Source organism: Shewanella sp. (genome assembly GCF_051658185.1).
In the GTDB taxonomy this organism is placed as follows: Bacteria; Pseudomonadota; Gammaproteobacteria; order Enterobacterales; family Shewanellaceae; genus Shewanella.
Genome location: NZ_JBOFMC010000460.1, coordinates 1 through 5,585, shown reverse-complemented (window position 1 = coordinate 5,585; position 5,585 = coordinate 1). Strand labels below are relative to the sequence as shown.

8 protein-coding genes are annotated in these 5,585 nt (G+C 49.6%); all 8 read left to right on the top strand.

Annotation, left to right across the window (positions count from 1 at the left end):
• Nucleotides 1-663 (top strand): P-loop NTPase (locus ACRCZA_RS16800; RefSeq protein WP_438675516.1); only part of this gene is annotated, 663 nt, incomplete at its 5' end.
• A gap of 11 nt (nucleotides 664-674) precedes the next feature.
• Nucleotides 675-1,313, top strand: a complete 639-nt coding sequence (gene udk / locus ACRCZA_RS16795; protein WP_438675515.1) for a uridine kinase — start codon at nucleotides 675-677, stop codon at nucleotides 1,311-1,313.
• A 30-nt stretch (nucleotides 1,314-1,343) separates the two neighbouring features.
• The gene (dcd, locus tag ACRCZA_RS16790; protein WP_438675514.1) at nucleotides 1,344-1,925 is read left to right on the top strand and encodes a dCTP deaminase; all 582 of its coding nucleotides are present in this window, start codon (nucleotides 1,344-1,346) and stop codon (nucleotides 1,923-1,925) included.
• A 5-nt stretch (nucleotides 1,926-1,930) separates the two neighbouring features.
• On the top strand, nucleotides 1,931-2,740 hold the full coding sequence (gene pabC, locus ACRCZA_RS16785; protein ID WP_438675513.1) for an aminodeoxychorismate lyase: 810 nt from the start codon (nucleotides 1,931-1,933) through the stop codon (nucleotides 2,738-2,740).
• The gene (mltG, locus tag ACRCZA_RS16780) at nucleotides 2,737-3,747 is read left to right on the top strand and encodes an endolytic transglycosylase MltG (protein WP_438675512.1); all 1,011 of its coding nucleotides are present in this window, start codon (nucleotides 2,737-2,739) and stop codon (nucleotides 3,745-3,747) included. Before pabC ends, mltG begins: the two co-directional genes overlap by 4 nt.
• Nucleotides 3,744-4,373, top strand: a complete 630-nt coding sequence (tmk, locus tag ACRCZA_RS16775; protein WP_438675511.1) for a dTMP kinase — start codon at nucleotides 3,744-3,746, stop codon at nucleotides 4,371-4,373. Before mltG ends, tmk begins: the two co-directional genes overlap by 4 nt.
• A complete protein-coding gene (gene holB / locus ACRCZA_RS16770; RefSeq protein ID WP_438675510.1) occupies nucleotides 4,367-5,320 on the top strand; it encodes a DNA polymerase III subunit delta' in 954 nt (317 codons plus the stop codon). The genes tmk and holB overlap by 7 nt, the downstream gene beginning before the upstream one ends.
• Before the next feature lie 5 nt (nucleotides 5,321-5,325).
• The coding region (locus tag ACRCZA_RS16765) for a PilZ domain-containing protein (RefSeq protein ID WP_438675509.1) at nucleotides 5,326-5,585 on the top strand (260 nt) is incomplete at its 3' end.

Here is a 5,585-nt window from a genome sequence, read left to right as displayed (position 1 = left end):
GTCCCATTAATGCTGGGGATCCCTAACTTCAGACCCGTGTCACCCGATGGCAAACATATGACCGCGGCCAGTGCCCATGGGATTGCTGCACAATCGATTGGTTTTATGTTAAGTGGTGATGAAGCCGCCGTATGGCGCGGGCCAATGGCAGCCGGGGCGTTAGCGCAATTGCTTAATGAAACCCAATGGCCAGAGCTCGACTATTTAGTGATTGATATGCCACCTGGCACTGGGGATATTCAATTAACCCTGTCGCAAAAAGTGCCGGTGAGCGGTGCGGTGATTGTGACCACTCCGCAGGATATCGCGCTGGCCGATGCGAAAAAAGGCATCACTATGTTCCAGAAAGTGAAGATCCCGGTGCTTGGCATTGTCGAAAATATGAGTTTCCATTTATGCCCAGAATGTGGCCATAAAGAACATCCCTTTGGTACTCATGGCGGCAGTAAAATGGCTGAGCGCTATCAAGTGCCGCTTTTAGGCGCATTACCGCTGCATATCAATATTCGTGAAGCCATGGATGTGGGCGCGCCGACGGTTGTGGCCGAGCCTGACAGTGAAGTTGCCGCACTTTATCGGGAAATTGCCCGTAAAGTGGGAGCAGAATTGGCACTTAAACAGAGCCAAAAATCCGTTTCTATTAGCATATCAGATGATGAGTAAGGTTTAAGGCTATGAATTCTCAGCAGTGTGTCATTATTGCAATTGCTGGCGCTTCAGCATCGGGCAAAAGTTTAATTGCCAAAACGATTTTTGAAGAACTGCGCCGCGATTTAGGCACAGATCAAATCGGCGTGATCAATGAAGACGCGTACTATCGCGACCAAAGTCATTTATCGATGGATGAGCGGGTGTTAACCAATTACGACCATCCTAAGGCGTTAGATCACCAATTACTCTGTCGCCATTTACAGTTGCTTAAGTCTGGTAACGCGGTTGATATTCCGTGTTATAGCTATACCGAGCACACGCGGATGGCTGAAACGGTCCCGATGACCCCCAAAAAAGTGATTATCGTAGAAGGCATTTTATTGTTGACCGATCCTAAATTACGCGAGCTGATGGATGTGAGTGTGTTTATGGATACGCCGTTGGACATTTGCTTCCTGCGCCGCTTAACTCGCGACGTGGCAGAACGCGGTCGGACCATGGAATCGGTGATTTCCCAATACAAAAAAACCGTGCGCCCCATGTTTTTGCAGTTTATTGAACCGTCAAAACAATACGCTGATATTATCGTACCCCGCGGCGGTAAAAATCGCATTGCAACGGATATTTTAAAGACGCGTATCCAACATTTATTAGCAAAATAACGACATAACACTCAGGGAGAAATAGGTAAGATGCGTTTAACTGATATCGAAATTGAACAGGCTCTGGATAATGGCACTATTGTTATCGAGCCACGCCCTGGCAATGACGCGATTTCTGGCGTCAGTGTCGATGTGCGTTTAGGGGGGCAATTTCGGGTTTTCAAAGACCATACTGCGCCTTTTATTGACCTGAGTGGTCCGAGTGTTGAAGTGCAGGCGGCGCTTGATCGGGTGATGAGTGAAATTATCGAAATCCCCGATGGCGAGGCTTTTTTCCTTCACCCGGGTGAGCTTGCCTTAGCGGTGACCCACGAGAGCGTGACCTTACCAGCCGATATCGTTGGCTGGCTTGATGGCCGTTCCTCATTAGCACGCTTAGGCTTGATGGTGCATGTGACGGCCCACCGTATCGATCCGGGTTGGCAGGGTAAAATTGTGCTTGAATTTTACAATAGTGGTAAGTTACCCCTCGCGCTGCGTCCGCGCATGACCATTGGGGCGCTCAATTTTGAGCGCTTAAGTGGCCCTGTTGCGCGTCCCTATAACACCCGTAAAAATGCCAAGTATAAAGATCAGCAAGAAGCGGTTGCTAGCCGTATCAGCCAGGACTAAGTCTGTTGATTTGGGTCAATGGGAGCGTACAAGCCACGATCGCCGCCGCGGATCGTGGGCTTGCCTACGGTGATGGCCTCTTTGCCACTATGCGTACAAGTGCTGATGGCATTTTGTGGTTTGAGACCCACCAAGCCCGGGTGAACGATGGCGCTGCCAGACTCGGGTTTGATTGGCAAATGGGAACCGCTCTGTGCCAGCAATTAACTGACTTAGCAAAACAATATCCACATCATTGTATTAAGTTATTGATCACGCGGGGTGTTGGCGGGCGAGGCTATGCGCCGCCTTGTCACAGTACGGTGACCGAAGTGGTGTCGGTGCATCCTATCCCCGCGCACTATGCACAATGGCAGCAGCGGGGCGTTGCCCTGCAAACGTCCACGGTGCGTTTAGGCCATCAGCCACTGCTGGCGGGAATAAAGCACCTTAATCGCCTAGAGCAAGTGTTGATCCGTTCGCAGCCATTGGCAGCCGACGTTGATGATTGGCTGGTATTAGATTGCAATGGCAAGGTGATAGAATCTTCCATGGCCAACCTTTTTTTTATTAAAGACCGTTGCGTATTTACCCCCTCTTTAGCCGAATGTGGCGTATCCGGGGTGATGCGTGAACAGGTGATCCGAAGCTTACTTGAGCATGATTACAGCGTGGATTGTGTGTCCTTTGGCGCAGAAGCGTTAGGCGATTTTGACTCGGCGTTTATGACGAACAGCCTCCTAGGCATTGTGGACGTCATCGCGATAGATGCGCTTAAGTACACACCGTCTCCTATTACCGCACATCTTAGACAGATACTTTCACTGACATTATGAAAAAAATCATCCTAATTGCCAGTTCAGCCCTGTTGACCTTACTGACATTAGCTTGCTTGGGAGCCTACTGGGGCTATCAGTCGATCATCGATTACAGCCACACGCCGCTCAGTTTGACTGAGCCGAAAGAATTGACCATCAATCGTGGTACCAGTGTGCATCAGTTAGCTGCCCAGCTTGAGGCTGAAGGCGTGATCCAAACGCCTTGGAAACTCAAATGGTTCCTCAAGTTTCGCCCAGAACTTGCTAACATCCGCACTGGTTTATATGAAATCTCGCCTACGCAAACCATTACAGACTTGCTCAATGATTTAGTGGCGGGCAAGGTCAAAATCTTTAGTTTGACCCTGGTGGAGGGCAAGACCATCAGCGAATGGGAGGCACAACTTAAAAGTGCGGCTCATCTTGTTGTTCCTCAAGAAGTGTTCGCCGCCGTGTTGATGGCGCAAGGGGATGATTCCGCATTGCCTGAAGGTAAATTTTTCCCCGATACTTATCACTATACCGCCAACGCCGATGTTAAAACCTTACTGACCCAAAGTTATAAAAGGATGGAGCAAGAGCTGGATAAAGCTTGGGCTGAACGCACACCGGGGCTGCCGCTTAAGTCCCGATATGAGATGCTCATCCTTGCCTCGATAGTGGAAAAGGAAACGGGCCAAGCCCATGAGCGCGAGCAAATTGCCGGGGTGTTTATCAATCGACTCAATCAAGGCATGCGTTTACAAACCGATCCCACGGTGATTTATGGCATGGGAGATCGCTTTAAGGGCAATATCACCCGCAAAGATTTAGTGGAAGAGACGGCGTTTAATACCTATCGTATTATGGGCTTACCGCCAACACCGATTGCGGCACCGAGTAAAGCCTCACTGCAGGCCGTGTCTCAGCCAGCCAAGGTCAGTTATTTATATTTTGTCTCGCGCAATGATGGCACTCACATCTTTTCGAGCACCTTGGCAGAACATAACCGCGCCGTTGATATTTATCAGAGAAAGAAAAAATGACCCAAGCATCCGCCAAATTTATTGTTGTTGAAGGACTTGAAGGGGCAGGTAAGTCGACTGCGATAGCGCTTATTCGCGACTTTATCGAAAAACACACCGGCAGCGCCCCGATTTGTACCCGGGAGCCGGGGGGCACCCCTTTGGCCGAGCGCATCCGTGATCTTGTCAAAATTGCCGATCCAACCGATCCCCTGTGTGATGAGGCCGAGTGTTTACTCATCTATGCGGCGCGTGCCCAGTTAATCGCCAATGTGATCAAACCTGCACTCGCTCAAGGACAATGGGTGCTAGGTGATAGGCACAATCTCTCTTCCTTAGCCTATCAAGGCGGTGGGCGAGGCTTGATGCCATTAGTTGAAGCGGTGAGTTTAGCGACCTTAAAGGGCTTTAAACCCGATCTGACACTTTATCTGGATTTAGATCCGAAACAGGGCTTACTGCGTGCTGCAACACGCGGCGAACTGGATAGAATAGAGCAGCAAGCGATTGATTTTTTTGAAAGAGCTCGAGCTACTTACCTTAAACTTGCCCAGAGTGATGACAGCATCGTTGTGATCGATGCAAGCCAGTCAATGGCCGAGGTGCATAAGGATATTTTAGCGGTCTTGCAGGCAAGGGTATGGTGAGTTATCGCGCTGATGTGATGACACTGCCTTGGCTTGATGCACCTAGGCAGGCATTTTTGGCGCAATTACAGGCCGGGCAGTTGCCTCACGCCCTCTTAGTTGGGATAGATTCGGCCTATGGTGGCCAATTGCTTAGTGAGTTTATGGCCCGAAGTGCCATGTGTCAGCAACCGACGCTCAAGGGCGGTTGCGGTAAGTGCAAAGCCTGTTTGTTATTTGATGCCGGGAATCACCCAGACTGTTATCAAATTCACGCCGATGGCCATCAGATTAAAGTGGATCAAATTCGTGAGCTTTGTACTCGGCTTACCGCCACTGCTCAGCAGAGTGGACAACGGGTAGCCATCATTTACCACAGCGAGCGCCTCAATACGGCCGCAGCCAACGCGCTACTGAAGACGCTAGAAGAGCCAGGCCGTGACACTTTATTAATCCTCCAGTCGGATACCCCCGCACGACTAATGGCCACTATCACCAGTCGCTGTCAACGGCTTCCTTTTGTCGCTCCGCCGCAGAGGCTTATCAGCACGTGGCTGAGTCAACATTATCATGTGCAAGAAGATGTCACTTGGTGCTTAAGTGTGGTGGGTGGCCCCTTAATGTTGGCAGAAAGTTTGCATTCAGATGGTACCCAGCCAAGCCGTTATCAGTCGTTATTGCAACTGCGTAAGGATTGGGCGCAAAGTTTGTCCACGGGTCATCTCAGTGGCAGCTTGCTAACGGTAGGCGAACAGCAAATAATTGATGTACTTAAAGTTTTATTTTTGATGTTTAGGCAAGTGTTGTTAAAAAACACCCAATTGGACGCCTATATGCGCGCGCAAATTGGCGAGTTAGCAGCCAATGTGATGGGGATGTGTCATAGCTTAAGCACTATGCCGACCGTGAATTATCTAGGCTTGTGTCAAAGTTATGTTCTAAAATACAGATTAATAACAAAAAAGTAATACTTATGGTTGATCTCATCGTTAATTTTGACACGCTACATCAGCTTTATCGAGCCTATATGCCGTTTATTAAACCGGCAGGCCTGTTTGTATCTACCAGTGAAAGTTATTGTCTTGGGCAACCATTAACGGTGGCTTATCGGTTGCCTGGCTCAACGGCCACCCATGAGTTTCGTGGGGTTGTGGTGTGGATTAATCCCCTTGGGGCTGCGGGGGGGCGTCCTGTTGGTATTGGGATCAAGATTATGACTGAGCCCGATACCCA

Excerpts from the sequence above, each read along its gene's own strand:
- tmk (WP_438675511.1), top strand. The coding sequence starts at position 3,744 with ATGACCCAAGCATCCGCCAAATTTATTGTTGTTGAAGGACTTGAAGGG.
- mltG (WP_438675512.1), top strand. The coding sequence starts at position 2,737 with ATGAAAAAAATCATCCTAATTGCCAGTTCAGCCCTGTTGACCTTACTG.
- udk (WP_438675515.1), top strand. The coding sequence starts at position 675 with ATGAATTCTCAGCAGTGTGTCATTATTGCAATTGCTGGCGCTTCAGCA.
- dcd (WP_438675514.1), top strand. The coding sequence starts at position 1,344 with ATGCGTTTAACTGATATCGAAATTGAACAGGCTCTGGATAATGGCACT.
- holB (WP_438675510.1), top strand. The coding sequence starts at position 4,367 with ATGGTGAGTTATCGCGCTGATGTGATGACACTGCCTTGGCTTGATGCA.